This window comes from Ruthenibacterium intestinale (assembly GCF_040096265.1).
Taxonomy (GTDB): domain Bacteria; phylum Bacillota; class Clostridia; order Oscillospirales; family Ruminococcaceae; genus Ruthenibacterium; species Ruthenibacterium komagatae.
In genome coordinates this window covers 1-26,432 of sequence record NZ_JBBMFA010000040.1, presented here as the reverse complement: position 1 = coordinate 26,432, position 26,432 = coordinate 1, and the positions used below count along the sequence as shown (strand labels likewise).

At 51.2% G+C, this 26,432-nt stretch carries 21 protein-coding genes; 15 read left to right on the top strand and 6 right to left on the bottom strand.

The genetic code is table 11. The annotated features are described in order from the left end of the window. Nucleotides 1–293: RNase H family protein (locus WMO24_RS01815; RefSeq protein ID WP_349214476.1), on the bottom strand; the 293-nt coding region annotated here is incomplete at its 3' end. Between the two features lie 434 nt (nucleotides 294–727). Here WMO24_RS01815 and WMO24_RS01810 point away from each other — a divergent pair. The 7 genes from WMO24_RS01810 (at nucleotide 728) to ftsH (ending at nucleotide 10,511) form a co-directional block, all read left to right on the top strand. After that, a complete protein-coding gene (locus WMO24_RS01810; RefSeq protein WP_349214474.1) occupies nucleotides 728–2,578 on the top strand; it encodes a ribonuclease J in 1,851 nt (616 codons plus the stop codon). Between the two features lie 54 nt (nucleotides 2,579–2,632). Continuing rightward, the gene (locus WMO24_RS01805) at nucleotides 2,633–4,621 is read left to right on the top strand and encodes a DHH family phosphoesterase (protein ID WP_349214472.1); all 1,989 of its coding nucleotides are present in this window, start codon (nucleotides 2,633–2,635) and stop codon (nucleotides 4,619–4,621) included. A 43-nt stretch (nucleotides 4,622–4,664) separates the two neighbouring features. Beyond that, a complete protein-coding gene (gene rplI / locus WMO24_RS01800) occupies nucleotides 4,665–5,108 on the top strand; it encodes a 50S ribosomal protein L9 (protein WP_349214471.1) in 444 nt (147 codons plus the stop codon). A 96-nt stretch (nucleotides 5,109–5,204) separates the two neighbouring features. Beyond that, on the top strand, nucleotides 5,205–6,524 hold the full coding sequence (gene dnaB, locus WMO24_RS01795) for a replicative DNA helicase (RefSeq protein WP_349214483.1): 1,320 nt from the start codon (nucleotides 5,205–5,207) through the stop codon (nucleotides 6,522–6,524). Continuing rightward, the gene (tilS, locus tag WMO24_RS01790) at nucleotides 6,475–7,875 is read left to right on the top strand and encodes a tRNA lysidine(34) synthetase TilS (RefSeq protein WP_349214481.1); all 1,401 of its coding nucleotides are present in this window, start codon (nucleotides 6,475–6,477) and stop codon (nucleotides 7,873–7,875) included. Before dnaB ends, tilS begins: the two co-directional genes overlap by 50 nt. Beyond that, nucleotides 7,865–8,416, top strand: coding sequence for a hypoxanthine phosphoribosyltransferase (hpt, locus tag WMO24_RS01785; protein ID WP_407878786.1), 552 nt, complete (start codon nucleotides 7,865–7,867; stop codon nucleotides 8,414–8,416). The genes tilS and hpt overlap by 11 nt, the downstream gene beginning before the upstream one ends. Before the next feature lie 40 nt (nucleotides 8,417–8,456). Further along, complete coding sequence (ftsH, locus tag WMO24_RS01780; protein WP_349214469.1) at nucleotides 8,457–10,511, top strand: ATP-dependent zinc metalloprotease FtsH; 2,055 nt, start codon at nucleotides 8,457–8,459, stop codon at nucleotides 10,509–10,511. Between the two features lie 77 nt (nucleotides 10,512–10,588). Here the strand turns inward: ftsH and typA are convergent, their stop codons facing one another. The 4 genes from typA to WMO24_RS01760 all read right to left on the bottom strand — a co-directional run bounded on the left by typA (nucleotide 10,589) and on the right by WMO24_RS01760 (nucleotide 15,530). Beyond that, nucleotides 10,589–12,421 carry a translational GTPase TypA gene (gene typA / locus WMO24_RS01775; protein WP_349214468.1) on the bottom strand — a complete coding sequence of 611 codons (1,833 nt, stop codon included), beginning with the start codon at nucleotides 12,419–12,421 and terminating at the stop codon, nucleotides 10,589–10,591. A 149-nt stretch (nucleotides 12,422–12,570) separates the two neighbouring features. Then, a complete protein-coding gene (locus WMO24_RS01770) occupies nucleotides 12,571–13,683 on the bottom strand; it encodes a phosphotransferase enzyme family protein (protein ID WP_349214478.1) in 1,113 nt (370 codons plus the stop codon). A 17-nt stretch (nucleotides 13,684–13,700) separates the two neighbouring features. Further along, nucleotides 13,701–14,624 carry a nucleotidyltransferase family protein gene (locus tag WMO24_RS01765; protein WP_349214467.1) on the bottom strand — a complete coding sequence of 308 codons (924 nt, stop codon included), beginning with the start codon at nucleotides 14,622–14,624 and terminating at the stop codon, nucleotides 13,701–13,703. A gap of 54 nt (nucleotides 14,625–14,678) precedes the next feature. After that, nucleotides 14,679–15,530: a helix-turn-helix transcriptional regulator gene (locus WMO24_RS01760; RefSeq protein WP_349214465.1), complete on the bottom strand. Its 852-nt coding sequence runs from the start codon at nucleotides 15,528–15,530 to the stop codon at nucleotides 14,679–14,681. 527 nt (nucleotides 15,531–16,057) lie between these two features. Here WMO24_RS01760 and WMO24_RS01755 point away from each other — a divergent pair. The 6 genes from WMO24_RS01755 (at nucleotide 16,058) to gnpA (ending at nucleotide 23,242) form a co-directional block, all read left to right on the top strand. Next, a complete protein-coding gene (locus WMO24_RS01755; RefSeq protein WP_349214464.1) occupies nucleotides 16,058–17,422 on the top strand; it encodes a carbohydrate ABC transporter substrate-binding protein in 1,365 nt (454 codons plus the stop codon). A gap of 144 nt (nucleotides 17,423–17,566) precedes the next feature. Continuing rightward, nucleotides 17,567–18,457, top strand: a complete 891-nt coding sequence (locus tag WMO24_RS01750; protein ID WP_349214462.1) for a carbohydrate ABC transporter permease — start codon at nucleotides 17,567–17,569, stop codon at nucleotides 18,455–18,457. Nucleotides 18,458–18,478: 21 nt separating this feature from the next. Next, nucleotides 18,479–19,375, top strand: coding sequence for a carbohydrate ABC transporter permease (locus tag WMO24_RS01745; RefSeq protein ID WP_349214460.1), 897 nt, complete (start codon nucleotides 18,479–18,481; stop codon nucleotides 19,373–19,375). A 12-nt stretch (nucleotides 19,376–19,387) separates the two neighbouring features. Then, entirely contained in the window at nucleotides 19,388–19,588 is a 201-nt protein-coding gene (locus WMO24_RS01740) for a DUF6903 family protein (protein ID WP_349214458.1), read from the top strand. A gap of 82 nt (nucleotides 19,589–19,670) precedes the next feature. Next, nucleotides 19,671–21,038, top strand: a complete 1,368-nt coding sequence (locus WMO24_RS01735) for a sulfatase family protein (protein WP_349214457.1) — start codon at nucleotides 19,671–19,673, stop codon at nucleotides 21,036–21,038. Between the two features lie 35 nt (nucleotides 21,039–21,073). Next, nucleotides 21,074–23,242, top strand: coding sequence for a 1,3-beta-galactosyl-N-acetylhexosamine phosphorylase (gene gnpA / locus WMO24_RS01730; protein ID WP_349214455.1), 2,169 nt, complete (start codon nucleotides 21,074–21,076; stop codon nucleotides 23,240–23,242). Between the two features lie 75 nt (nucleotides 23,243–23,317). Here the strand turns inward: gnpA and WMO24_RS01725 are convergent, their stop codons facing one another. Then, entirely contained in the window at nucleotides 23,318–24,097 is a 780-nt protein-coding gene (locus tag WMO24_RS01725) for a sulfite exporter TauE/SafE family protein (protein WP_349214453.1), read from the bottom strand. A gap of 155 nt (nucleotides 24,098–24,252) precedes the next feature. Between WMO24_RS01725 and WMO24_RS01720 the strand changes: the two genes are divergently transcribed. Further along, a complete protein-coding gene (locus tag WMO24_RS01720; protein WP_349214452.1) occupies nucleotides 24,253–24,909 on the top strand; it encodes a response regulator transcription factor in 657 nt (218 codons plus the stop codon). A 15-nt stretch (nucleotides 24,910–24,924) separates the two neighbouring features. Next, nucleotides 24,925–26,349, top strand: coding sequence for a sensor histidine kinase (locus WMO24_RS01715; protein ID WP_349214451.1), 1,425 nt, complete (start codon nucleotides 24,925–24,927; stop codon nucleotides 26,347–26,349). Nucleotides 26,350–26,432 lie beyond the last annotated feature (83 nt).

Here is a 26,432-nt window from a genome sequence, read left to right as displayed (position 1 = left end):
GCGGGTTTTTTGTCGCTTTTTACCCAGCCGCGGGCACGCCAGCTTTTGGCCCAGCCTTTGGAAAGCCCATCCATTACGTATTTGGAGTCACTGCAAAAAGTGATATCGCACGGTTCTTTTAAACATTCCAGCGCACGAATGATGCCGGTCAATTCCATGCGGTTATTGGTGGTTTCGGCCTCTCCGCCGGAAAGTTCCTTTCGCTGTCCTTTATAATCCAGAATGGCACCCCAACCGCCGGGACCCGGGTTTCCGCTGCAGGCGCCGTCCGTATAAATGGTGATATGTTTCAATCCGATGCTCCTTTCGCGCGTACAAAAAATCGCACTTACTATATTATATGGAAAAGGGAAGATGATGTAAACCCGTATCAGAGTGGTTTAAGGGATACTTTTTATCCAATACTTACAACACAGAACAGCTTAACTTGACGAAAGTGCATAATAAAGGTATTATAATAGAATCATACTTCTGTATTTCACTGGGCCGCAGGACGAAACGGCCGATGAACGAACTGAGGAATGCACGGCGGACAGCCGCTGTTGATATTTTGTAAAAATAAGAATACACACAGAGAATGCGAGAACGACATCTGGCCGTGCGCAGCGGCAGAGCGTTTCGTGATTCTGTACAGAAAAGAGACTCTGCGCCCGGTTGGGGACGGCGGAGGTTTTGTCAAACGCATGATGCGAGGATTCTGTACAATTTGTGTGGGAATGGAGGATGCATGAATAGTACAACGGAAACAAGCAACGAGAAAACAAAAACATCTGTAAAAACCACGACAAAGGGAACAAAAACACGCAGAGAGCAGCCCAAAAAAGCGGCGGCCAAGCAAAGCGAGCCGGCGCAGCGTAAAAGGCCGGCCGGCGGGCATCATTCGCGCCGCCGTCAGTCTGCGCAGAATGCAGGGGAGCCGGCGATTCCGGTGAAGATTTACCCGCTGGGCGGTCTGGGAGAAGTCGGAAAAAACATCACGCTCTACGAATGCCAGGGCGACATGCTTCTGGTGGACTGTGGACTGGTCTTTCCGGACAGCGATATGTACGGAATTGACCTGGTGATTCCTGATTTTACGTTTGTGCTGCAGAACAAAGACCGAATCAAGGGTGTTGTGATCACGCATGGACACGAAGACCACATTGGAAGTTTGCCGTATCTTCTGCGGGAGTTTAATGTGCCCGTCTATGCGACACGGCTTACGCTGGGACTGATCAAGAACAAACTGGAGGAGCACGGGCTGGCTTCCAGTGCAAAATTGCACGAGATCGAACCGCGCCGGAAGATTAAGCTGGGGTGCTTTACGGTGGAGCCGATCCATGTGAACCATTCCATTCCGGATGCAGTGGCTTTTGCCATTGAGTGCCCGGCGGGCGTTGTAATCCACACGGGTGACTTCAAAGTCGATTATACGCCGATTTCCGATGGGCCGACGGACCTTACCACGATTGCGGAGTATGGCAAGAAAGGTGTTTTGGCGCTTTTGGCGGATTCTACAAACGCCGAACGTCCGGGCTTTACCGCCACAGAGCATAAGGTTGGAGAAACTTTTGCCACACTGTTCCGGCGCGCGGAGAAAAAGCGAATCATCATTGCCACATTTGCGTCCAATCTGTATCGGATTCAGCAGATCATCGATCTGGCGGTTCGCTCCGGCCGCAAGGTGGCGGTGTCAGGCCGCAGTATGGTCAACAATACCGAGATGGCCCTGGAACTGGGCTATCTGCACGCGCCGGACAATGTGTTGATTGACATTGAGTCGATCAACAAATATCCGCCGGAGCAAATTGTTCTTATCACTACGGGCAGCCAGGGCGAGCCTCTGAGTGCGCTGTCCCGCATGGCATCGGCAAGTCATCGCAATGTTCGTGTGGGCCCGGGCGATTTTATCATTATTTCGGCAACTCCGATCCCGGGCAACGAAAAAATGGTGACAAAAGTGGTCAACGGCCTTTTGCGGCTGGGCGCGGAAGTGATTTACGAATCCATGTATGACGTGCACGTTTCGGGCCATGCCTGCCAGGAGGAGCAAAAACTGATGCTGACGCTGGCGAATCCGCAGTATTTCCTGCCGGTTCACGGCGAGTTCAAGCATTTGAAAAAGCACGCCATGACGGCTGCTTCGCTGGGAATGCCGGAAAAGAACATCTACATTGGTGAAAACGGTGACTGCATCATTTTGTCACGTGATGCGCTGGCCCTGGGCGAACCGGTGACCGCAGGGGCGGTTATGGTGGATGGCCTGGGCGTGGGCGATGTGGGTAACATTGTGATGCGGGATCGCCGTCATCTTTCGGAAGATGGGCTGGTCATTGTGGTTGCTACGGTGGACCGTGCCAGCGGACAGGTGCTGGCGGGTCCGGATATTGTAACGCGTGGTTTTGTGTATGTCCGTGAGAGCGAGGAATTGATTGAGGGCGCTCGGGAACAGGTTTGCCATGCGCTGGCGGGAATCAGTGCGCAGGATATGCGTGACTTCGGGAATGTGAAGACCCGGATTCGTGAAACGGTTTCTTCCTATCTTTACCGGAGAACCAAGCGCAGCCCCATGATCCTGCCGATTTTAATGGAAGTGTGATTGTGACGTCCGCCTCGTTTTTGCGAGGCGGACGCTGAAGGGAGCGTCTTTTCCATGAAGAAACGCATTGTTGCGCTGGACATCATGTTGGTTGTTTTGTCAATCAGCTGCATTGCACTGGGAATTGCGTTGGCGGTGGTAAAACCGGTCTTTTTGATTCCGGTAGCCGTGCTGATTCTTTTGGTGTTTTTGGGTGTTTATTTGAACATTCGCCTTTTCCGCCGAAAGATGACCAAGCTTTTGCACGGGACGCAGACAACAGAAACCCAGGCAGGATATGCGGCGCTGAAAATACCGGTCCTGGTGCTTTCCGGCGGGCGGATCGCCTGGTATAACGATGCGTTTCGGGATGACCTTCTGGGCGGTGAGGACACTATGCTCCTTCCGGTCGGCAAAGTGCTTCCCGGCTTTATGTGTGAACTGGCCAAGGAAAAGAACGGACAGAACTTCGAGTTCGGCTCCCGCCGCTATACGGTATACGGCAGCGGGGTGGAAATCGGCGACGGACTTTTTGTCGCGTATTTTGTGGACAATACACAGCTGAAATGGCAGGCCGGAGAATACTTGGCCACGAGACCGTCGGTTCTGATGATCGCGCTGGATACATACGATGAGATCCTCAAGGAGCTGAAGGAAAGCGAGCGGACCCGCATCATCGGGGCTGTAGAAAATGCGCTGGATCAATTCATCGGCACGACCACGGGCTTTTTGCGCAGGGTCAGCACGTCCCGTTATCTGGCGGTAGTGGAAGAGCGGCACATGCATGAAATTGTTCAGAATCGCTTTTCCATTTTGGACACCGTTCGCGGAATCGGAGATGAGAATGCCGCGGTCACGCTTTCCATCGGCGTTGGTCGTCTTGCGCCCACGCTGCAGGAAGGCTATGAAATGGCAGTGCAGGCGTTGGATATGGCGCTGGGACGCGGCGGTGACCAGGCGGCGGTAAAAAGCAAAGAGGGCTTTGATTTTTACGGCGGCGTTTCCCGCAGTGTGGAGAAGCGAAGCAAGGTGAAGAGCCGCATCATTGCGGCGGCGCTCAAAGACCTGATCGCGCAAAGCAGTGACGTTTTGATTATGGGGCACAAGTCTTCCGATTTGGATGCGGTTGGCGCGTCGATCGGAATGCTGCGCTTCTGCCGGATTTGCCGCAAACCTGCCTGTATTGTAGTGAATGAGGAGAGAAGCCTCGCGGCAAACCTGATTGAAGAGTTTCGTAAGGCGGGCAGGGGAACGGACTTTATTTCGCCGGATGACGCGGTGGATGCGATGGACGCCAACACACTGGTAATCATTGTAGATACTCATGTGAAATATCTTCTGGAGTGCGCGCCGCTGTATGAGCGGGCGAAGAACGTGGTTGTGATTGACCATCACAGAAAGTGTGTCGGCCATATCGACAACAGTGTGATTTTCTATCATGAACCTTATGCGTCCAGTGCATCGGAGCTGGTCAGCGAACTGCTTCAGTATCTGGATACGGACAAGGAAAACCGGCTGCAGCCGCTGGAGGCGCAGGCTCTTCTGGCGGGGATTATGCTGGATACCCGAAATTTTGCACTTCACACAGGTGTGCGTACGTTTGAAGCTGCGGCTTACCTGCGCCGCATGGGTGCGCAGACCCAGGAAGTCAAAAAGCTGTTCAATTCTTCCTTTGAGGATTATGCTTACAAAGCGCAGCTTGTGACCGATGCGGAAATCTACATGGGATGTGCAGTGGTCTTTGCCGATAATCTTCCGGAAGAAATGAGCGTGGTGATCCCGCAGGCTGCCAACGATTTGCTCACCATCAACGGTGTTCAGGCAAGCTTTGTGGCTGTGGACACAGGTACACAGATCACGATATCGGCCCGCAGTATGGGAGAAGTCAACGTGCAGGTCATTATGGAAGCTCTGGGCGGTGGCGGACACCTGACCATGGCGGGGGCGCAGCTGAAAAATTGCACGCTGGAGGACGCCAAGCATCGGTTGCTGGATGCCATCGCGGATTACCGGGAAAACCGGCGTAAAGCGGAAGCAATGAAAAATAATACAAACGGAAAATAATGCGGCCTGCGTTCAGGCACAGGCGGAAGGGAAAGAATCAGTCATGAAAATCGTATTGAAACAAGATGTAAAGGCAATTGGAAAAAAGGACGGCGTATATGAAGTGTCGGACGGCTACGCCCGCAACTTCCTGTTCCCGCGCAATCTGGCGGTCCCTGCGGATGCAACGGCAATCAATGAGGTGAAGACCAAGGCGGCTGCGCAGCAGCATCATGCCGAGGAAGAGCTGGCGGCGGCAAAGGCGCTGGCGGCAAAATTGTCGGGCCAGACAGTGGTTCTGAAAGCGCGTGCAGGACAGGGCGGACGTTTGTTCGGTTCGGTTACCAGCAAGGATATTGCCGCTGCGTTGAGCCAGGCAGTCGGGGAGAACGTGGACAAACGCAAAATCGTCCTGGAGTCGGAGATCAAAAACTTTGGTTCCTATCCCGTTGAGGTGAAAGTTTATCCGAAAGTGACGGCAAAACTGACCGTTCGTGTAGAAGAGTAATCTGCACCGGAGGAGGTATTTTTGGTGGCAGGCAATCAATATGGCGGTGGGTTGGACCTTTCGCTGGAATCGCTGGGGGTGAATCTGCCTTATAACATGGAGGCAGAGCAGGCGGTTTTGGGTGCTGCGATCCTGGAAGCGGAAATCATTCCGCAGATGGTGGAAAATCTGCGCCCGGAGATGTTTTATGCCCGCCAGAACGGAGAGATCTTTTCCGAGATCGTCCGTTTGTTTACCAGCTCCGCGCCGGTGGATTTCGTCACGCTTTTGGCGGCGGTGCAGGATGCAGGCATCTTTCCTACCGAAGATGAAGCCAAAGTTTATCTGACGCAAATCGCAGAGACGGTTCCGTCTCTGTCGCATGTCAACACTTACATCAAAATCATCGGCGAGAAATATCGGATTCGGCAACTGATGCAGGCAGCGAAAACCATTTTGGAGCAGTCTGCGGAGGAGCCGGATGCAGACCTTCTTTTGGAAAGTGCCGAGCAAAAGATTTACGAAATTCGCTCCGGCAGAGATTCCAATGCGCTGACGCCGATCAGCAGTGTTATTATTGATACCTATGCGCATTTGCAGGAGATCAGCGGACCAAACAAGGACAAGTATCTGGGAATCCCAACGGGATTCACATATTTGGATAAGATGCTTACCGGCGGCCTGGGGCGGTCGGACCTGATGATTTTGGCCGCACGCCCCGGTATGGGTAAAACTTCTTTTGCTCTGAACATTGCGACCAATGTGGCAAAGAAGCAGAAAGTGCCGGTTGCGGTGTTCAGCCTTGAGATGACAAAAGATCAGCTTGTCAGCCGCATTTTGTCCAGCGAGGCGGGAATTAGCAGTCAGGCGTTCCGCACAGGCGAACTTTCCACGACGGACTGGGAATTTTTGGCGCGTGCTTCCGAAGTTCTGGCGCGGTCCAATATGTATCTGGACGATACTTCCAATATCACCATTCCGGAGATGAAGGCAAAAATCCGGCGTGTCAATCAGGATCCGTCCAAACCGGATATTGGAGTCATTATTATCGACTATCTGCAGCTGATGAGCACCGGCAAGCGGACCGAGTCGCGCGTGCAGGAGATCAGCGAGATCACACGAAATCTGAAGATTATGGCAAAAGAGCTGAATGTGCCCATTATTGCGCTGAGCCAGCTTTCCCGTAGTGCGGAGAAAAACCGGACAGATCATCGGCCGATGCTGAGTGATTTGCGCGATTCCGGTTCCATCGAGCAGGACGCGGACGAAGTGCTGTTCTTGTACCGCGAGGCATATTATGACAAAGAAGAGGGAGATACGGCCAGAGCGGAATGCATTGTGGCGAAAAACCGCCATGGTGAGGTAGGAACGGTCGAACTTGCATGGGATGGTGCGCACACGCGCTTTACCAATATGGATTTTACACATGAAGCTTGAAAAAAAGGTGCCTGAGACCATCAGGCGACATCAAATGTTTCAAAATGGGGATACTGTCATTGTGGCTCTTTCCGGTGGAGGAGACTCAATGGCATTATTCCATTTTTTATGTACAAAGCGTGAGGAGTGGAATCTCTGTCTGCGCGCGGCACATGTGAACCATGGAATTCGGGGCGTTGAGGCAGAAGAAGACGCTTGTTTTGTGCGCAGTGTCTGTGCCCGCTGGAATGTGGAATTGGACGAGATCGTGCTGGTCCCGCCGCGTGATCACGCAGATGAGGCATGGGCACGGGCAGAGCGCTATGCGTTTCTGGAACAGTGTGCGAAAAAACATCATGCCCGGGTGGCTACGGCGCATACCCGTTCCGATCAGGCGGAGACGGTGCTGCTGAATCTTGCGCGCGGCAGCGCGGTAAAGGGAGCAGCGGGCATCCCGCCGGTTCGCGGCTTTTTTGTGAGACCGCTGCTGGAAGTATCCCGGGAGGAAGTTCTGGACTATTTGGAGAGAAAAGAACTTCCATATCGGACGGACAGCACCAATCTGGATTGCAACTATACGCGCAACGCCATTCGTTGGGAGGTTCTGCCGGCCCTTGAACGGGCGCGGCCCGGAGCTGTCCAGGCATTGGCGCGCTTTGCGGCCAATATGGAGCAGCTGTCCGAATATCTTTCTCAACAGGCGGGAAAGCTTTTGTGCGAAGCCCGGCTTTCCGGCGCAGAATACGATGCTGAAATCATGCGGGCAGCGCCTTCGGTCGTGTGCCGGGCAGCCCTCGCAGAACTGATTGCGCAGAAGGAAAAACAGGAGAAAACTGCGCTGACCGATCAGGCGTATGATGTGCTGCGCAAGGGCGGAGCACTGCAGATCGGGACCAACTGTGTGCTTCGGGTTTCTCAGGGAAGGCTGCGCCTGGAACCACCGAAGATCCGTCAGGAAGAGTGGACGCTTCCGCTGGAACCAGGCACTTTCTCGCTGCCGGGAAATTTGCTTCTTAAAATTGAGTTTTTTCCGGTGGAAAATGTGGTTGTTTTGGGAAAAGATGAAGAAAAAGCATTCAATTTTTATGCGGACTGTGCTAGAATATTAAGGACAGCGCAGTTCCGAACCAGGCGGCCGGGAGACTTGTTCTCTCCGCCGGGCTGCAGGTGTTCGAAACCGTTGAAAAAATTATATTCTCAGGCAAAAATTTCTCCTGTGATGAGAGCGGTGCTTCCGGTTTTGGCGCAGGGGAGCCGCGTGCTGTGGGCGGCAGACTTTGGCTTTGCAGAAGGCCTTGCAATCACGGCAGATACAAAAAAAGCCGTGAAAATTACATTGCGGCAGATGGAGGCACAAAGAGATGAAGGATAATATGCGAGAAGACGTTTTGCGGGTTTTGCTCAGCGAAGAAGAAATTCATGCCAAAGTAAAAGAGATGGGCAAGAAGATTACGGAAGATTATAAAAATTCCAATTTGATGCTGGTCACTGTCCTGAAGGGGGCAGTGGTATTCCTGGCGGATATCATGCGCGAGATCGACGTTCCCGCGGAGATTGATTTCATGGTTGTATCCAGCTACGGCTCCGGCGTGAAGTCTTCCGGTGTAGTGAAAATCGTGAAAGACCTGGATGTGCCTTTGGAAGGAAAGGACATTTTGATCGTGGAAGACATTTTGGATTCCGGTTTGACCCTGAGCTATATCAAAGAACTGCTGGCCAGCCGCGGTCCCCGCTCCATCAAGGTTGCCACTCTGCTGGATAAGCCCAGCCGCCGCAAGGTGGATTTGCAGGCTGACTATGTGGGCTTCTCCGTGCCGGATGAGTTCGTGATCGGCTATGGCTTGGACTACGACGAGAAGTACCGCAATTTGCCGTATATCGGCATTCTCAAGCCGGAAGTGTATTCCGTCTGATTGACTTCCGCTGCCTGAGCGGTTTAGGAGTGAAACGAATTTGAATAAACGCAGAAATACGAATGGCCTTTTGATTATTGCGATTTTGGGCCTGCTGCTGATGTTCTTCATCTTCAGCGGACCGGACAGCAATACGCAGACCATGACCTATTCCCAGGTTGTCGATTATTTTGAAAGCGGCGAAGTCGACGATTTTACGCTGGATATGAACAGCGGCACATTGGAGATCACGCTGTCCGAAAGTGCGACGCAGGAACTGAAAGAGGAAGGAAAGCTTTCTCAGTCGACCGGTGATGCATCCGGATGGCAGGGGATTTTCTCCGGAAGCACCAGCCAGACACAGACGAATTCCAAGAACGCTGTGCTTGATTATAAGCTGGCAGGAGCTTCGCTGATTGTGGATAAGCTGGATGAATATCGCGAGATCCACGATGCCAAGTATCCGGATCGTCCGATGACGTATGATATTGTGCCGGCAGCCGAAACACCGTTTTGGCTGACCATGCTTCCGTTCATTGTGCTGATTATTCTGACAATGGCTGCTTTCTACTATTTCATGTATATGCAGTCCGGCGGCGGCAAGGCCATGAACGTAGGACGTGCAAAAGTAAAAGACCAGGCTGATCAGGGACGTAAGGCTACGTTTAAGGATGTGGCAGGTGCGGACGAAGAGAAGGAAGAACTGCAGGAGATTGTTGAATTTTTGAAAAATCAGCAAAAGTTCAATTCTTTGGGCGCACGCATTCCCCATGGTGTCCTGCTGGTCGGACCTCCGGGCACAGGTAAAACGTTGCTGGCCCGCGCCTGTGCTGGTGAGGCAGGCGTGCCGTTCTACTCCATTTCCGGTTCTGACTTTGTTGAGATGTACGTGGGTGTAGGTGCATCCCGTGTGCGTGATTTGTTTGATAAGGCGAAAAAGACTGCTCCGTGCATTGTGTTCATCGACGAAATTGATGCGGTGGGCCGGCAGCGCGGTACAGGCTTGGGCGGCGGCCATGATGAACGCGAGCAAACGCTGAACCAGCTGCTGGTCGAAATGGACGGCTTCGGGGCCAATGAGGGCGTTATCGTGGTAGCGGCCACCAACCGGGTAGATATTCTGGATAAGGCGCTTCTGCGTCCGGGTCGGTTTGACCGTCAGGTTTATGTGGGCTTGCCGGACGTAAAAGGCCGTGAAGAGATTTTGCGGGTTCACACTCGCAATAAGCCGCTGGCTCCGGACGTGGTCCTGAAGACCATTGCAAAGTCAACGGTTGGCTTCACAGGCGCTGATTTGGAAAACCTTGTCAATGAAGCGGCGTTGTTGGCGGCAAAGCGCGGCCGCAAGGCCATTACGGAAAGAGACATTGAAGAGGCCAGCATCAAGGTGATCGCAGGTCCCGAGAAGAAGAGCCGTGTGGTAACGGAAAAGGAAAAGAAGCTGACCGCTTATCATGAGGCGGGTCATGCCATCACTCATTATTACAGTGAAACAGCTGACCCCGTGCACGAAATTTCCATCGTTCCTCGCGGAATGGCAGGCGGATATACCATGAGCCTGCCGGAGGAAGATAAGAACTATGTGACCAAAAAGCAGATGGAAGATGAGATCGTCACACTGCTGGGCGGTCGCGTGGCGGAGAAACTGGTGCTGGATGATATTTCAACCGGTGCTTCCAACGATTTGGAACGTGCTACGGCCATTGCGCGCAATATGGTCATGCGCTATGGCTTCTCGGAGCGATTGGGCCCCGTGGTTTACGGCGGAAATCCCAGCGAGACGTTCCTGGGCAGAGATCTGGGGGCCGGCAGGAACTATTCGGAAGAGGTTGCCTCTGAAATCGACGCGGAAATTCGTGAGATGCTGGACGAGGCCTTTGAAACTGCGCGTGTGCAGCTGTCGCAGCATATGCAGCAGCTCCACGTTGTGGCGCAGGCGCTGATTGAGCGTGAAAAGCTTTCCGGTGACGAGTTCCGCACGCTGATGTCCGGTGGTTCGCTGGATACGCGGAACACGGAAAAAGAAAAGGCGGAGGAAAACGCCAGCGTTCAGGATAAAAAAGAGGAAGAGGATTCGCCGGTTATTGTGGTGGATCCCGAATCGGATTCTCATTAAAAGCAAAAGCGGCCGTTTCAAGCGGCCGCTTTTATTTTATGAAAAAAGAGCAGCGCCGCAGGCGCTGCTCTTTGATTTTATGCGTTGGCTTTTCCGCCTTTGATGGCTTTCATGCGCATTTCGTGATTCAGAATCCGTTTGCGAATGCGAATGCTTTTCGGTGTGACTTCCAAAAGTTCATCCGGTTTCAGGAACTCCAGACTTTCTTCCAAACTGAATTTGGAAACAGGAACCAGACGAAGAGCATCGTCCGAGCCGGATGCACGCGTATTGGTCAGGTGTTTTGTTTTGCAGACGTTTACGCTCATGTCGTCGCCGGCAGGGCTGTAACCAATGACCATGCCCTCATACACTTTTTCACCGGGTTCCACAATCAGCGTTCCACGCTGCTGCGCATTGAACAGGCCGTAGGTGACTGCCACGCCAGTTTCAAAGCTGACCAGGCTGCCGGTGGAACGGGTGGGCAGTTCGCCTTTCCACTCGTCATAACCGTCAAAGATGGTGTTCAGAATTCCTTCGCCGTGGGTATCAGTCAGGAATTCGCTTCGATATCCGAACAAGCCGCGGGACGGAATCCGGAACTCCACGCGCATACGGTCGGTTCCGAGCGGAGCCATCTGAACCAGTTCGCCTTTGCGGGCGCCCAGTTTCTGCATCACGCTGCCCTGATAATCCACAGGAACGTCAATCACCACATGCTCCATGGGTTCCATCACTTTTCCGTCTTCCTCGTGGGTCAAAACCTTAGGCGGGGAAACCTGAAGTTCGTAACCTTCACGACGCATGGTTTCAATCAAAATGGAGAGGTGCATCTCTCCGCGGCCCATGACGCGGAAGCTTTCGGTTGTAGCGGAATCTTCCACTTTCAGGGCTACGTCCTTCAATAGCTCTTTGTGCAGACGATCACGAATCTGGCGGCTGGTGACAAATTTTCCCTCGCGTCCCGCAAACGGACTGTCGTTGACGGCAAACGTCATTTCAACAGTCGGATCGTTAATTTTTACAAAGGGAAGGGGCTGAACCAACGTGGGTGTGCAAAGCGTGTTGCCGATGTTGATATCCGTCAGGCCGCTGAACGCAACAATGTCGCCGGCAGCAGCTTCCTGGATGGGAGTGCGGCCATTGGCCTCAAAGCTGTAAAGGGCGGTAATGCGGCCGCGTTTGGCAAGATCTTTGTCGTGCCAGTCGCAAACAGCAACGTCTTGGCCCACTTTGATAGTTCCGTTTTCCACACGGCCAATTCCGATACGGCCCACGAACTCGTTGTAGTCAATGGAAGAGCACAGCATGCTGAACGGAGCGGTGGGATCGCCGACCGGCGGCTTGACGTATTCCAGGATGGTTTTAAAAAGAGGCTCCAAGTCTTTGCCGGGAACATCCGGGCTGTAGCTGGCGGTGCCGTCGCGGCCGGAGCAGAACACCATGGGGCTGTCCAGCTGCTCATCAGTTGCACCGAGATCCATCAAAAGAAGCAAAATCTCATCAATAACTTCCTTGATGCGCGCGTCCGGACGGTCAATTTTGTTGACCGCAATGACCAGCGACAAATTCTGCTGCAAAGCTTTCTGCAGGACGAAACGAGTCTGAGGCATGCAGCCTTCTGCCGCGTCCACCAGCAGCAAAACGCCGTTGACCATTTTCAGAACACGTTCCACTTCACCACCAAAATCCGCGTGGCCCGGGGTGTCGACAATGTTGATTTTTACACCGTTGTAGTAGGTGGCCGCGTTTTTGGCAAGAATGGTGATGCCGCGCTCACGCTCGATATCGCCGGAGTCCATGACGCGCTCGGCTACTTGCTGGTTGTCGCGGAAAGCGCCGGATTGTTTCAGCATCTGGTCCACCAGGGTGGTTTTGCCGTGGTCAACATGCGCAATGATCGCGATGTTACGCAAATTGTTTTGTTCCATAAAATCGAATCCTCTTTTTGTTCAAATATTACAATTTTGCAGACACTCTATTGTATAATAAAAGAACGGATTTTGTCAAGGAAAGCCGCTTTCAGAAAGCAAAAAAGGGGAGGAGCGCCCACGCCGGACGCTCCTCGCTTTTAAAATCTTCAGGAATGTTTTTTTACAATGGCCTTCATTTCATCCCAATGGCTCTCCATATCGCTCACCAGTTTGAATTGCGTGCGGCAGCGATCCAGGTTGTGGCCTTCGCGATGAACTTTAAAATAGTGATCTCCCTCCAGATAGTCGGTCAAGAAACGAATTCCGCATTCAAGAGTCATCAGTTTGGCACCCCAGACCAGCGTATCTTTTTCCAGGTCGGTCAGGGCATCGCCAGCGGCAGCGAGGAATCCTTCGGTATAGGTCTCAAAAAGAGGCAGGCTGAAGTTTACCTTGGTCAGATCCCGCTCGTCTTCAGCACAATCGTTGGCGCCAAATCGAATGGAGTCACCGTAATCGTTGGCAGCAAGACCAGGCATTACCGTGTCCAGATCGATCACGCAGATGCCTTTGCCGGATGCTTTGTCCATCAGAATGTTGTTGAGCTTGGTGTCATTGTGCGTAACACGCAGAGGCAGACGCCCTTCCTTCAAAAGATTCACCATAACGGCGCAGTCATCTTTATGCGCTTTTACAAAATCAATTTCCGCCTGCACTTCTTTGGCGCGTCCGCACGCATCGGCCGCCAGCGCTTTTTCAAAGTTTTCATAACGCCATACGGTATTATGGAAATTCGCAATGGTCTCATGCAGGGTGTCGGCAGGGTAGTCAGCCAGAAGACGCTGGAAATTACCGAAAGCGTAGGCGCTTTCGTAAAATTGTTCCGGAGTTTCGACCTTTTGCAGGCAGACGGTGTCTTCCACAAAGGTATATACGCGCCAAGCGCCACCGTCGGAATCCGCATAGTAGGATTTCCCTTCACGGGTAGGAATCACGTTCATGGTTTCGCGCATGGGGTCGCCGCCGTTTTTCTCAATGATTTTGCGCAGATAACCGGTGACGCCCGAGATGTTTTCCATCAAAGCGTCCGGGTCACGGAATGTGTTGGTGTTGATGCGCTGCAGAATATAACGCACACAGTCGCCGTTGTCGGTCTGTGTATATACGCAAAATGTATCATTGATATGACCCGCGCCGTAGCGGACGGCTCCTACTACCAGGGCATTCCAGTCCCATGCGGTCAAAGCTTCCTGTAAAACCTGTTCAGCAGTCTTTTCCATTTTCAGCGGTCCTTTCTTTATTTCCACAGAGGGGCAGGGTACAAGCCGGCAGCGGTTTTCTCTGCGATAGCCTGCATTACAACCGGTTTGTCCGCTTTATAAGTGACGCCATACCATTTGTCAGAACTGGTCAGTACACGCACGCGCGCTTTGTTTTCCGCAATCAATTCGCTGACAACGCTGGGCAGGAAATACTCGCCCTTCAGGGGATTCTCCACAAGGGCTTTGTCCAGGAAAGCAGCAAAACGGGACTGTGCTTCACCTACGAAGCTGGGGGTAAAGCCCCACAGGTTCATGGAAACAGTGGTATCGCCGGGGACATCCGTCCAGCTCTCACCGTCGTCCGTGCTGAAGTGGATGCCGCCTTCGTATTTTTCGATGCGGGTGCGTTCGGTGACAGAATCCAGATATCCGTCCGCATCTGTCACGCAAATTCCGCGGGCCACATGGCCGTTGTCCGTTACGGTATTTTGCAGCTGATAACCGACCATTGCATACTCATATTGTGCGTCGTCTTCATGAGTGGACAGATAGTCGAAAATTACTTTGAAGGCTTCCGGACCATAGTAATCGTCCGCGTTGATCACTGCAAAGGGGGCATCGATCTGTTTGGAGGCAGACAGAATCGCGTGGCTGGTGCCCCAGGGTTTTACGCGACCCTCCGGGACGGAATATCCTTCGGGCAGGATGTCCAGCTGCTGGAACGCATAGCGGATTTCCATGCCGCTTTTTTCTACGCGTTTACCGACCATGGAAATGAAGTCATCTTCAATTTCATGCTTAATGATGAAGACCACGGTTTCAAAACCGGCACGGCGGGCATCAAACAGAGAATAATCCAGAATAGCTTCTCCATTGGCGCCGACAGGATCGATCTGTTTCAGACCGCCGTAACGGCTGCCCATGCCTGCTGCCATAACAACTAAGATCGGTTTTTTCATAATAAAACACTCCTTTGATTTTTCTATCAATGAAATGGTATAGCGACGAAAGAATTAGTTTTCCGCAGACGGTTCCTTCTGTGCGGCGTTGCGGTACTCTGAGGGTCCGATTCCGACCATCTTTTTAAAACTCTGGCTGAAATAGCTTGGAGAGGAGAAACCAAGCTGCTGGCTGATTTGAGATACAGAATAGTCCGTGGTTTTTAATAAAAATTCGCTTTCCCGGATGCGGCGGTTGATGAGATAGTTGATAGGGCTGCACCCCAATTCCCGCTTAAATGCATGAACCAGATAATATTTGTTCATGTGGGTCAGCTCGGACAAAATGTCCAAGGTGACGTTTTCTTTAAAATGTTCATCCATATAGCGCTGTGCTTTTAGACATTCCTTGCTGCTCTTTCGGGACTCCTGCCCCAGATTGCTGTGGATGGTTTGACGCATCAGCTTTGCCACCAGAACTTCGGCAAGGTTATGGCACACTGCTTCGTAGGAAGGTTCTTTTTCCGTCAGCTCCCGCATCATTGCCTTAAAATAAAATAGGTATTCTTCACGCTGAGCCGCACAGGATAGTTTGACGTAGCGTGTCTCAGAAGAGCCGGGCGCCACAAAATTTTGCCCGGAGAGCCCCACCACGAAATATTCCAGCGGCTGATTGCCCTGCGAGAGTTCTGTGTGTTCAATTGTGGGGTTGACAATAATCAGTTGATCGGGATGGATATTAAAACGCATGTCTTCGATTTGGAAGCTCCCTTCACCGCTGATCACATAAAACAATTCTGTAAAATAATGAGTATGCGGGATGCTGTGCCAATCTGCGCCATAGCGGGAACGCGTCACGTACAGCAGCTCAATGGAATCGTTCAAGCGCGCACTGGGATCCTGCAGGCCGTAACAGTTGCTGCTCAAGGCGTTTCTCACTCCTTTTTGAGATTGGAATAACGATAAAACGCGATTTATGGATGTTGCGAAAGAAAAAGATGTAGAATGTTGTCGTAGATATGTGAAAAGGACAGTCACATACTTTAAAAAAACAAAGATTGTACATTGTTTTTTCTCTGCATCCTAGTATACAGTAAAATGCTCTCGTGAGCAAGATGAATGGATAAAATAGAAAAAAAACGCTCTTTTTGTGCAAATTGAATGCAAAAACCCCTGAAAACAAATGTGCACAAATTTAATCAAGTTTCTTTGTTGATCATATGTATAAAAAATGACAAAAGGGTTATAAGAAAGAATACAAAATATACAAGAAGACAATATTTATAAAACAACCAGCAACTTTTGTCTTGAAACATTTTGCGTAAACCCGTATGCTGGAATTACAGAGAGTTCATCCGGTTTGGATGACAGACAAAATGCTGGATGAGCAGCAGAAAGAGTTTTTTAGGCTGCTGCTGAAAGAGCATGTTTTTGTTACATTAAGGAGGTAACCAATGAAAAAGTTTCTTGCACTTGCGTTGGCGCTGGGCCTGAGCATTTCCATGCTTACAGCTTGTGGCGGCAGCACGTCGTCTTCCACTGCAGCTTCTACTGCAGAGGGCTCCGGTTCTACTGCCAGCGCGTCTGGCGATTATGCTGGTCAGACTTTGAAAGTGGCCGCCATCGAGACTGCTTACGGCACCGAGATGTGGGAAAAGGTTGCTGCTGCGTTTGAAGAAAAAACCGGCGCGACCGTGGAACTGACCATGGACAAGAACCTGGAGGATGTCATCGATCCTCAGATGAAAGCCGGCGAGTTCTATGATGTCGTTCATCTGGCGGCTGGCCGTGAGAAAGCTCTTCCCGAAACCATGCTGAAAGAGAACGCCATCGAAGAAGTGACCGACGTGCTGAGCATGAACGTCCTGGGCGAGGATATGACCGTTGGCGAGAAGATTATCTCGGGCTTTACGGGCAACCTGACCACCAACCCCTATGGCGATGACAAAGTTTACATGATGCCCATGTTCTACAGCCCCTGCGGTTTGTTCTACAACAAAGCAAACTTTACTGAGGGCGGCGGCGATCTGGAACTGCCCACCACTTGGGATGAGTTCTTTGCTCTGGCAGATCAGACCGACATTCCTCTGTTCACTTATCCGGTGGCTGGCTATCTGGATGCCTTCACCTATGCGATGATGGCTGAAGTCGGCGGGCAGGAGTTCTTCAACAAAGCTCTGCAGTATGACGAGGAAGTGTGGAGCAGTGCTGAAATGGATCAGATGTTCGAAGTGCTGGGTAAGCTGGCTGAGAACACTAACCCTGCTACCACTTCTTATGCGAATAACGACAACTTCACCAAGAACCAGCAGATGATCCTGGACAACGAGGCCCTGTTTATGCCCAACGGCAACTGGGTAATCGGTGAGATGGCGGATGCTCCTCGCGCCGAAGGCTTTGAGTGGGGATTCATGGCTCTGCCTGCCATGGAAGAAGGCGGCGACCGTTACAGCTACACCTTCTTCGAGCAGTGCTGGATTCCTGCCGGTGCAGAGAATAAAGAACTGGCAAAAGTCTTTATGACCTTCCTGTACAGCGATGAAGCGGCCGACATCTTTGCTGAGGCTGGTGCCGTGCAGCCCATTACTGGCATGACCGACAAACTGTCTGATGACAACAAGGTTTACTACAGCGTGTACGACAATGGCGCGAAAGCAGCCATCGGTACGTTTGCTACCACCACTCCGGTTGAGGGTGTCAACATCAAGGAAGACGTTTGCTTCACCATGGATAGCGTTGTAAACGGAACCAAGACAGTGGACGACTGGAAAGCGGCTGTTCAGAAATCCTGCGCCGCACTGCGTGAGGCTCTGCAATAATCGAAAGAAATATTAAGGCGAACCGAATTGAACAAGGCGGCACGGTCTTGTGTCTGCCGCGTAGGTAATTAGGTAAACCGAGCGGTGAGCAGAAGGACAATGCCCTTTTGCTCACCGCTTTTTGAATGGATTGGAGATGGCATAATGCAAAAGAACAAGGCGCGCAGCCGGTTTATCGTAGCCTGCGTGGCTCCGGCGACCATATTGGCATTTATTTTCCTTGTAATCCCCACATTTAATGTTTTCCGTATGTCTCTCTTCAAATGGGGCGGATATTCTCCGAACCAAACATTTGTTGGGCTGGATAACTTTGTAACACTGTTTCAGGATGAGAACTTCTATCGTTCCTGCCGTAACAGCATCTTGCTGATCGTACTGGTCACAGTGGTGACAATTACGTTTGCGTTGCTGTTTGCTTCCTTGCTCACAAGGGAAAAACTGGTGGGTCAAAACTTTTTCCGCATTATTTTTTACATCCCGAATATTTTGTCTGTTGTTGTAATCAGTGCGATTTTCAGCGCGATTTACGATTCCAATCGCGGACTTTTGAATAACTTTTTGAGCCTGTTCCGTGGAGATGCAGATCCCATTTATTGGCTGGGTGATCAGAAACTGGTTATTTACAGCTTGGCCATTGCAATGGTATGGCAGGCGATTGGTTATTATATGGTCATGTATATGGCGAGTATGTCTGCCATTCCTGAAAGTTTGTACGAAAGTGCTAATCTGGAAGGCGCATCTCGCACGCGTCAATTTTTCTCCATTACGCTCCCGTTGATTTGGACCAATATCCGCACAACGCTTACGTTTTTCATCATTTCCAATATCAATATGAGCTTCCTGTTTGTTAAGGCAATGACCGGCGGCGGCCCGGATGGCGCGTCGGAAGTGTTCCTGAGTTATATGTACAAACAGGCTTACACGAACTCCACATACGGATACGGTATGGCGGTCGGCGTTGTGGTCTTTAGCTTCTCCTTCGCACTGGCTGCGATTGTAAATAAGGTCACCAAGCGCGAGCCGCTGGAATTCTAAGGGAAGGGAGTGTGCGATTCTATGAATAAGAGAGAAAAAATTGTGGGCGAAAAGACCGGCGCCGTCAGCAAAACAGTGATCTACATTATGCTGGTAATTCTGACGATCACCATTGTCATTCCTGTCGCGTGGGTCTTCATGGCCTCTGTAAAACAGAACTCTGAATTTTATGGCAACCCCTTTGCACTTCCGCAGGGATTTTATCTACAGAACTTTGTGGATGCCTGGACAAAGGCGCGTATGGGAGATTATTTCTTCACATCCGTTATGATCACTGCCATTGCGTTGGCTATTTTGCTGATTGTGGCACTTCCGGCGTCGTATGTCCTCAGCCGTTACAAATTCCGCGGCAGCAAGCTGCTGAACACCTGCTTTATGGCGGGGCTGTTCATCAACGTCAGCTACATTGTTGTTCCTATTTTCCTGATGTTTGTCTCCGGCGATAAAATTGTTAAGAGCATCTTTGGTCACAGCTTCTTTTTGAACAATCCGTTTATGGTTTCTGTGGTGCTGGCATCCACGACGTTGCCCTTTACCATTTATCTGCTGAGCAGCTATCTGGCAACACTTCCCAAGGATTATGAAGAGGCTGCTTATGTGGACGGCGCAGGCTATTTCACGACTATGGTACGCATCATTCTTCCGATGGCGAAACCCAGCATTATCACGGTGATTCTGTTTGAGTTCCTGGCATACTGGAACGAATATATCATCTCCATGACCATGCTGACTGACCCCAATGGTGCACGTACTCTGCCGGTTGGACTTTTGAACCTGATGAAAGCACAGAATGCAAAAGCGGAATATGGTCAGATGTATGCCGGCATGGTAATGGTCATGATCCCGACGCTGATTCTGTATATGTGCGTTCAGAAAAAATTGACGCAGGGTATGACACTCGGCGGTTTGAAGGGTTAAGGAGGCGCTGATATGAACGAATATACGCGTAAAAAAGTAAAAATTGCGGTCGGTTTGGTAGCGCTTGTTCTTTGCCTGGTTTTGGTCGTTTTCGGACATAATTTTGGCTCTTCTGGCACTTTGTCTACCGGAATCGCTGGTTTGGGAATTGAACTGGTCGGTCTGGCTGGCGTATTGGTGCTTTTGGGAATCTATAACAAAGGCTACAAATAAACAGACAAGGGCGCTCTGCCTCCTGGCGGAGGGGGCGCCCCATTTTTTGCGGCTGTGCTAAAGCCGCAGGGAGCGAGTAAATATGGCAAGACCCAATATTATTTTCTATTTTTCCGACCAGCAGCGTTGGGATACGCTGGGGTGCTATGGCCAAAAACTTCCGGTGACGCCCAATTTGGACGAGCTGGCAAAAGAAGGCACCCGGTTTGAAAATGCATTTACCTGTCAGCCGGTTTGTGGCCCGGCTCGAGCTTGTTTGCAAACGGGAAAATATGCTACTCAGACCGGATGCTACATCAACGGAATTGCGCTTCCGTTCGGCAATGTAAAAACGTTGGCACAGTGCTTTAACGAGGCGGGATATGCAACGGCTTATGTAGGAAAGTGGCATCTGGCAACGGATCGTCCCCAAGGCCTGAATTACGAGACGAGCGCGATCCCGCAGGACCGCCGCGGCGGCTACAAAGACTACTGGATGGCATCTGATGTTTTGGAATTTACAAGCCATGGATACAACGGATATGTTTTTAATGCAGACAACGAACGAGTACCGTTTACGGGATATCGTGCAGACTGCATCAATGACTTCGCCATTGATTTCCTGCATACCCGAAAAGGAAATTCCGAGCCGTTTTTCCTGTTTGTCAGCCAGATTGAGCCGCATCATCAAAATGACCGCCGACGTTATGAGGGTCCGGATGGAAGCAAGGCGAAATTTGCGGATTTTGAAGTTCCGGGAGACTTGAAAGCATATTCCGATGCGCATGCGGATGGGACGGATATCAGTAACTGGAAAGAAAATTATCCGGATTATCTCGGCTGCTGCCACAGTTTGGACTATAATGTAGGACGTCTGGTAGATACATTGAAAGAGCAGGGAATGTGGGAAAATACCATTTTGGTGTACACAGCGGATCATGGCAGCCATTTTATTACGCGTGGAATTGAGGCGGAGTATAAACGAACTTGTCATGATGCATCTATTCATATTCCGCTGATTGTAACAGGACCCGGTTTCGAAGGCGGAAAGACCGTTGAGCATGTGGTCAGCCTGCTGGATTTGCCTGCCACATTGCTGGATTGTGCCGGAATTAAAAAGCCGGATGAGTTTCAGGGACGCAGCCTGCGGCCGCTGGCCCAGAATCCTCAGATGGAGTGGGAAGACGTGGCGTTTATGCAGATCAGTGAAAGCCGCGTAGGACGTGCGATTCGCACCCCGGAGTACACCTATTCCGTGCGTGCGGAGGGCGATGGATATGCCGTGTCAGGCAGCGATGTTTACTATGAAGAGTTCTTCTATGTGCTGAAGGATGACCCCTATCAGCAGAATAATTTGGCTGCAGACCCGGCCTGGGCACAAAAGCGGGCCCAGTTGGCAGAGATTTTAAAGCAGAAAATGCTGCAGGCAGGAGAAGCGGCACCGGAAATTCGTCCCTGGAAACAGTGGTGAATAAAAAATTAGAACTGCCCGTAAGGAGGCAACTTATGAGTGATAAAAAATTGACTGGTCGTGTTACGATCCCGACCAACCTGGACATTGTGCCGGAGACGATTGATATTTTGAAACGCTGGGGTGCGGATGCGATCCGTGATTGCGACGGAACGGAGTTCCCCGAAGAACTGACGAAGGTGGGGGCAAAAATTTATTCCACCTATTACACCACACGAAAAGACAATGCCTGGGCAAAGGCGAATCCGGATGAAGTGCAGCAGTGCTACATCATGACAGGCTTTTACACCGCTACCGGCGGCAAGCTGGAGATTCCTCTGATGAAGGGGATTTCCAGCGAGTTGATGGAGGTCAATACCCGCGATGATATCAAGCGTTGGTGGGAAGTCATCGACCGCACAGCGGGCGAAGTAGTCCCCACAGATGCATGGTCTTACAATGAGGAAAGCGGTTGTGTGGAAATTCCGGCACCGGCGGCCTTCCATGATTATACGGTCAGCTTTCTGGCATACCTGATTTGGGATCCTGTTCATATGTATAATGCGGTGACCAACAATTGGCAGAATTTTGAGCATCAGATTACATTTGACGTGCGTCAGCCCAAAACGCACAAGTTCACGATGGAGCGCCTGCGCAAATTTATTGCTGAGCATCCCTATGTGAATGTGATTCGCTATACGACGTTTTTCCATCAGTTCACATTGATGTTCGATGAACTGAAAAGAGAAAAATATGTGGACTGGTATGGCTATTCTGCTTCCGTGTCACCGTATATCCTGGAGCAGTTCGAAAAGGAAGTAGGCTACAAATTCCGCCCGGAATACATTATCGATCAGGGATACTACAACAACCAGTACCGTGTCCCGTCCAAGGAATTCAAAGACTTCCAGGCCTTCCAACGCCGTGAAGTGGCGAAACTTGCCAAGGAAATGGTAGACATCACCCACGAACTGGGCAAAGAGGCGATGATGTTCCTGGGCGACCACTGGATTGGAACGGAGCCGTTTATGGATGAGTTCAAGTCCATTGGACTGGATGCAGTGGTGGGAAGCGTGGGCAATGGTTCCACATTGCGCCTGATCAGTGATATTCCCGGGGTCAAGTACACGGAAGGCCGTTTTCTGCCGTATTTCTTCCCGGATACCTTCCATGAGGGTGGAGATCCTGTAAAAGAAGGCAAAGAAAACTGGGTCACAGCCCGCCGTGCCATTCTGCGTAAGCCCATTGACCGCATTGGCTATGGCGGATATTTGAAGCTGGCATTGGAGTTCCCGGAGTTTATTGATTATATTGAAAGCGTATGTGATGAGTTCCGCGTTCTGTATGAAAATATTAAAGGTACAACGCCTTACTGCATCAAAACAGTAGCCGTTTTAAACAGCTGGGGTAAGAGCCGCAGCTGGGGATGCCATATGGTGCATCATGCTTTGTACCAGAAGCAGAATTACAGCTATGCGGGCGTTATTGAAGCGCTGTCCGGCGCTCCGTTCGATGTGAAATTCATCAGCTTTGATGATATTAAGGCGGATCCGAACTTGCTGGATTCCATCGACGTGTTGATCAACGTGGGTGATGCGGACACGGCACACACAGGCGGATCGATTTGGGAAGACGCCGATGTGGTATCTGCCATCAAGGGATTTATTCATCGCGGCGGTGGTTTCATTGGTGTGGGTGAGCCTGCCGGTCACCAGTATGAAGGCCGTTTCCTGCAGCTTGCGGGTGTGATGGGCGTTGAAAAGGAAACGGGCTTTACACTGAACTACGATAAGTATAACTGGGAAGAGCATCCTGAGCATTTTATCCTTGCAGACACAACCAAGCCGGTTGATTTTGGCGAAGGCAAAAAGTCGATGTATGCTTTGGAAGGCGCACAGGTACTTGTGCAGAGAGACAAGGAATTGCAGATGGCAGTCAATGAGTTCGGTAAAGGGCGTTCCGTTTACATCAGCGGCCTTCCGTACAGCTTTGAGAACAGCCGGATTCTGTACCGGTCTATCTTGTGGGCGACGCACGACGAGCAGGAACTGCACAAATGGTTCTCTTCCAACTTCAATGTTGAAGTGCATGCTTATGTAAAGAATGGCAAATATTGTGTTGTGAACAATACCTATGAACCGCAGAGCACGACGGTTTACACTGGTGACGGGTCTTCGTTTGAGTTGAATCTGGAAGCCAATGAAATTCGTTGGTACGAAATCTAAAAAAAGAGGCCGCTTTCGCGGCCTCTTTTTTGTATAAAAACAGCCGGCAGCGCTTTTTGCGCTGCCGGCTGTTTTTCAGCTGTATTGAAATACGTTGTAAAGACTGATGCCCATAATAATGACCATCAGGCAAAGGAAGAGTTTGTCCACGGCCTTGTTGTCCATTTTTTTGTTGAACACACGCCCCAGCATGCCGCCGCCGATGCCGCCGGCAACCATTAAAATCAAACTCAGCCAGGAGAAGGGCGGAACACTGCCGGTGATCAGTGTGGAAGCCAGGCTGGTAATCTGGCTGATGAGGATCACATACAAACTGTTTTGCGCTGCGGTTTTGGTGTCCATAGAAAAGAAGAAGTAGAATACGACCAGATTGATGGGACCGCCGCCGATGCCGAGAAAACTGGACATGATTCCCAAGGCCAATCCGATAGCGAGGCACACCCATAAATTGAAAATTTTGCGAGTGTGAATGCGGGCTTTGAACAGCGTGTAAAGCATGGTAGCCAGCGTAATCAAAAAAAGACAGAGGGCCTGGACGGCGCCGGCCGTCTCCTGCATGGATGCGCTGATGACACTGAACATCTGTTTTCCGGCCACGCCGCCAATCGCCGCACCGATGGCCAAAGGCGTGCCAATCTTCAGGTCAATTTTGCTTTCTCCGGCACGCATGGATTTTGTGACGGAATAGCAACTCATAGCCAACACCGTACATCCGGACAGAAAGCTGATGGTGGCAACGCTGTCCAAATGGAACAGATCCAGGGATGGTTTGATGATGACGCCGCCGCCAATGCCGCAAATCGCTCCGGCGATACTGGCAAGGAGACTGATGATAAAATATGCGATTACTTGCACGGTGAGGACACCTTTCTTCAAAATCATTTCATTTTTAAGTGTATCACAAAGGGGGCGAAAAGGAAACCGGTTTTGACGGCTTTCGTGTGGCAGAATGTGTTTTGGCTATAACTCTGTAACAAAAATGATTATAATGGGGTGCGGGAGGGATTGAGATGGCTAAAATTTTGATTGCGGAAGACGAAAAAACAATCAATGAACTGATACGGCGCAACTTGAACCTGGTGGGGCATCAGTGTGTACAGGCCTTTGATGGATGGGAGGCATTGGAGGTGTGTCGCACGCAATCTTTGGATCTGGCACTTGTAGATGTGATGATGCCCAAAATGGACGGATTTCAACTGAAGCGGGAATTGCCCGAAACGCTTCCGGTGATTTTTGTAACGGCGAAATCGGGACTGTCGGATCGTCTGGCCGGGCTGGGGCTTGGTGCGGATGATTATATTGTAAAACCGTTTGAGATTTTGGAGATTCTGGCCCGGGTGGAAGCCGTTTTAAGAAGGACACACGCCCAGCAGAGAAACTTTGAAATCGGAGAGTGCCGTATTGATCTGGATACGCGACAGGTTTGGCGCAAAGACGAAGAAATCTCATTAAAACCGCAGGAGTTCTCGTTGCTGGATGTGTTGATTCGCAACCGGAATTTAGCCCTCAGCCGTGAAAAACTTCTGGAATTGGCTTGGGGGTTTGACTACGAGGGAGATACACGCACAGTAGATGTTCATGTACAGCGCCTGCGCAAAAAGCTGGGACTTGAACAACAAATCGAGACGGTCTATAAATTGGGGTATCGTCTGAATGACAAAAAGTAAGGAGCGGAAAGACGCGTGAAATTTTGGCAGAAGGCATATGTTTTGACGCTGGCGCTGTTTTTTGTGACTTTGTGCGGCAGCATTGCCGCCTTGGGGCTCATCAGCCAAAATCAAAGTTTTGAGTCGGAATGCGGGAAGCTGCTCGTGCAGCAGCACGCGACCGCGCAAAGCTTTGTCACAGATGCTGCTGCGGTGCAGGCGCGGCGCCCGGCGGCCCTGGCGCAGTTGGCACGCAACTATGCAGCGCAGCAGCAAGGCGGCTTGAAAGTACAGCAAGGGGAAAATGTCTGGGCGGATACGCTTCCCGCACCGGATGCCGAACTGCCGGATCCGCCTGCACAGGGGCAGCGGGTTCATACGGTGCGTATCTCGGAAGGACGGCATTATCTGTATGTGGCGGCGCGACTGCCCGGTCCGCCGGAGGAAATGACGATGATTTGCGCGTATGACATGGAACCGTTTTTTGAGCAATGGGCGCAAACCTGGCGGACTTTGGTGCTGGCGGGTCTGGCCGTATTGACTTTTTTGGCGGTGGCGCTGTACCTCATTTTGCGGGGGCTTTCGCGCCCCATGGAACGGCTGGCGGCAGTAGCCGGCCGTTTAGCGCAGGGCGATTACAACGCTCGCAGTGAGCAGCAGGGAAAGGATGAAGTAGGACAGTTGGCCCGGGCGCTGGATGAAATGGCGGATCAGGTGCAGAAAAATATTGAAAAATTGGAACAGTCGGCACAACGCAAGCAGCAGCTGGTGGACAATATGGCGCATGAATTGCGCACGCCGCTGACGGCCATCGGCGGATATGCGGAATATGTTCAAAGGGCGGAACTTTCTGAGAAAGAGCGCTACGAAGCAACTTCTTACATCATTGACGAAACGCGGCGGCTGGCAGCCATGAGCGAACGGCTGTTGCAAATGGCGGCTTTGCGAGGTGAAAGGGCTGTCTGTGCGCCTGTGGATGTCTCTCTCTTGTTGGAAGCTGTCTTTTCCACCATGCGCTCCAAGGCGCGGGAACGTCAAATAAATTTGCGAGTTAAATCCTCTTTTGCGGGAACCATTCAAGGAGAAAAAGTCCTTCTGGAAAGCCTCCTGATCAACCTGACCGACAATGCATTGAAAGCCTGCGCGCCGGGCGACATTGTGGAATTAGGGGCAGAGCATACGGGAAATTACATTCGCCTTTGGGTGAAAGATACAGGGTGTGGGATGGATCAAGAAACCGTACAGCGCCTGGGAGATCCGTTCTTTCGGCCGGATAAGGCGCGCAGCCGGGAACAGGGCGGGGCAGGACTGGGGATCAGCCTCTGCCGCGCCATCGCAGCGGCCCACGACGCCCAGCTGCGATTTGAGTCGACGCCCGGAGAAGGGACGATTGCGTCCGCATTTTTTACAAGTTCGCAATCTGCTGATGAAAACGCTGTAATGCCCAGGGAGCATACTTGATTCAAAAGAAAGATTAACTATTAAAAGTCAACCCCGAAAATGAATGGTGGTGGTGAAAAAGAGATGGCTCAAAAAAGGTATAG

Excerpts from the sequence above, each read along its gene's own strand:
- WMO24_RS01755 (WP_349214464.1), top strand. The coding sequence starts at position 16,058 with ATGAAAAAGTTTCTTGCACTTGCGTTGGCGCTGGGCCTGAGCATTTCC.
- WMO24_RS01735 (WP_349214457.1), top strand. The coding sequence starts at position 19,671 with ATGGCAAGACCCAATATTATTTTCTATTTTTCCGACCAGCAGCGTTGG.
- WMO24_RS01770 (WP_349214478.1), bottom strand. The coding sequence starts at position 13,683 with ATGGAAAAGACTGCTGAACAGGTTTTACAGGAAGCTTTGACCGCATGG.
- WMO24_RS01750 (WP_349214462.1), top strand. The coding sequence starts at position 17,567 with ATGCAAAAGAACAAGGCGCGCAGCCGGTTTATCGTAGCCTGCGTGGCT.
- WMO24_RS01765 (WP_349214467.1), bottom strand. The coding sequence starts at position 14,624 with ATGAAAAAACCGATCTTAGTTGTTATGGCAGCAGGCATGGGCAGCCGT.
- WMO24_RS01720 (WP_349214452.1), top strand. The coding sequence starts at position 24,253 with ATGGCTAAAATTTTGATTGCGGAAGACGAAAAAACAATCAATGAACTG.
- WMO24_RS01805 (WP_349214472.1), top strand. The coding sequence starts at position 2,633 with ATGAAGAAACGCATTGTTGCGCTGGACATCATGTTGGTTGTTTTGTCA.
- WMO24_RS01745 (WP_349214460.1), top strand. The coding sequence starts at position 18,479 with ATGAATAAGAGAGAAAAAATTGTGGGCGAAAAGACCGGCGCCGTCAGC.
- typA (WP_349214468.1), bottom strand. The coding sequence starts at position 12,421 with ATGGAACAAAACAATTTGCGTAACATCGCGATCATTGCGCATGTTGAC.
- tilS (WP_349214481.1), top strand. The coding sequence starts at position 6,475 with ATGGTGCGCACACGCGCTTTACCAATATGGATTTTACACATGAAGCTT.
- gnpA (WP_349214455.1), top strand. The coding sequence starts at position 21,074 with ATGAGTGATAAAAAATTGACTGGTCGTGTTACGATCCCGACCAACCTG.
- WMO24_RS01810 (WP_349214474.1), top strand. The coding sequence starts at position 728 with ATGAATAGTACAACGGAAACAAGCAACGAGAAAACAAAAACATCTGTA.
- rplI (WP_349214471.1), top strand. The coding sequence starts at position 4,665 with ATGAAAATCGTATTGAAACAAGATGTAAAGGCAATTGGAAAAAAGGAC.
- WMO24_RS01740 (WP_349214458.1), top strand. The coding sequence starts at position 19,388 with ATGAACGAATATACGCGTAAAAAAGTAAAAATTGCGGTCGGTTTGGTA.
- hpt (WP_407878786.1), top strand. The coding sequence starts at position 7,865 with ATGAAGGATAATATGCGAGAAGACGTTTTGCGGGTTTTGCTCAGCGAA.
- dnaB (WP_349214483.1), top strand. The coding sequence starts at position 5,205 with ATGGAGGCAGAGCAGGCGGTTTTGGGTGCTGCGATCCTGGAAGCGGAA.